At 78.5% G+C, this 581-nt stretch carries 1 protein-coding gene and 1 pseudogene; both read left to right on the top strand.

Translation table 11 applies throughout. The annotated features are described in order from the left end of the window. Nucleotides 1-21 precede the first annotated feature (21 nt). Nucleotides 22-252: pseudogene (locus tag ACWJ6R_RS37785) on the top strand (hypothetical protein); the annotation flags it as partial. Nucleotides 253-295: 43 nt separating this feature from the next. Beyond that, nucleotides 296-581: DUF998 domain-containing protein (locus tag ACWJ6R_RS37780; RefSeq protein WP_449066774.1), on the top strand; the 286-nt coding region annotated here is incomplete at its 3' end.

Genomic DNA, 581 nt, shown 5'->3' with positions numbered 1-581 from the left:
AACCTCGGCCGGGGCGGAGCCGTGCTCGCGGCGGTGGCGCTGGGCTACGCGCACCTGGCCTCCGGCGGCGCCGTGCACCCGATGGGCGACCTGGTCAGCGACTACGCGCTGCACGACGCCACCGCCTGGGCGCTGGTCGGCGGCACGCTCGCGCTGGCCTCGGCCTGCCTGTGGACCGCGTACGGCCTGACCCGGACGGATCCGGTCCGCAGCGCGGCGGCCCGGGTGCTGCTCGTCGCAGGAGCGCTCGGCCTGCTGCTGACCCGCCGCGTTCCCCACCGACGCCGCGCCGGGGGTGACCTCGATCGCCGGGGAGATCCACCGCTGGTCGGCGGCCGTGGTGTTCACCGCGCTGCCGTGCGCGGGCCGGCTGCTCGGCCGCGGGTCCGGCGGGGTCGCGCTGCCGGCGGTGAGCGCGGCCTGCGTGGCGCTGCTGGCCGTGTTCCTGGCGGCGCACCCGGGCTCCCCGGTCGCGGAGACGATCGGCGGGCCGGACTACTACGGCCTGGTCGAGCGCCTGCTGCTGCTGGCCGAGATCACCCTGGTCTTCCTGGCCGCGGGCGCGCCGGCGGGGCCGGCAG

Source organism: Planomonospora algeriensis, from assembly GCF_977012225.1.
This window is presented reverse-complemented; position numbering and strand designations above follow the sequence as displayed.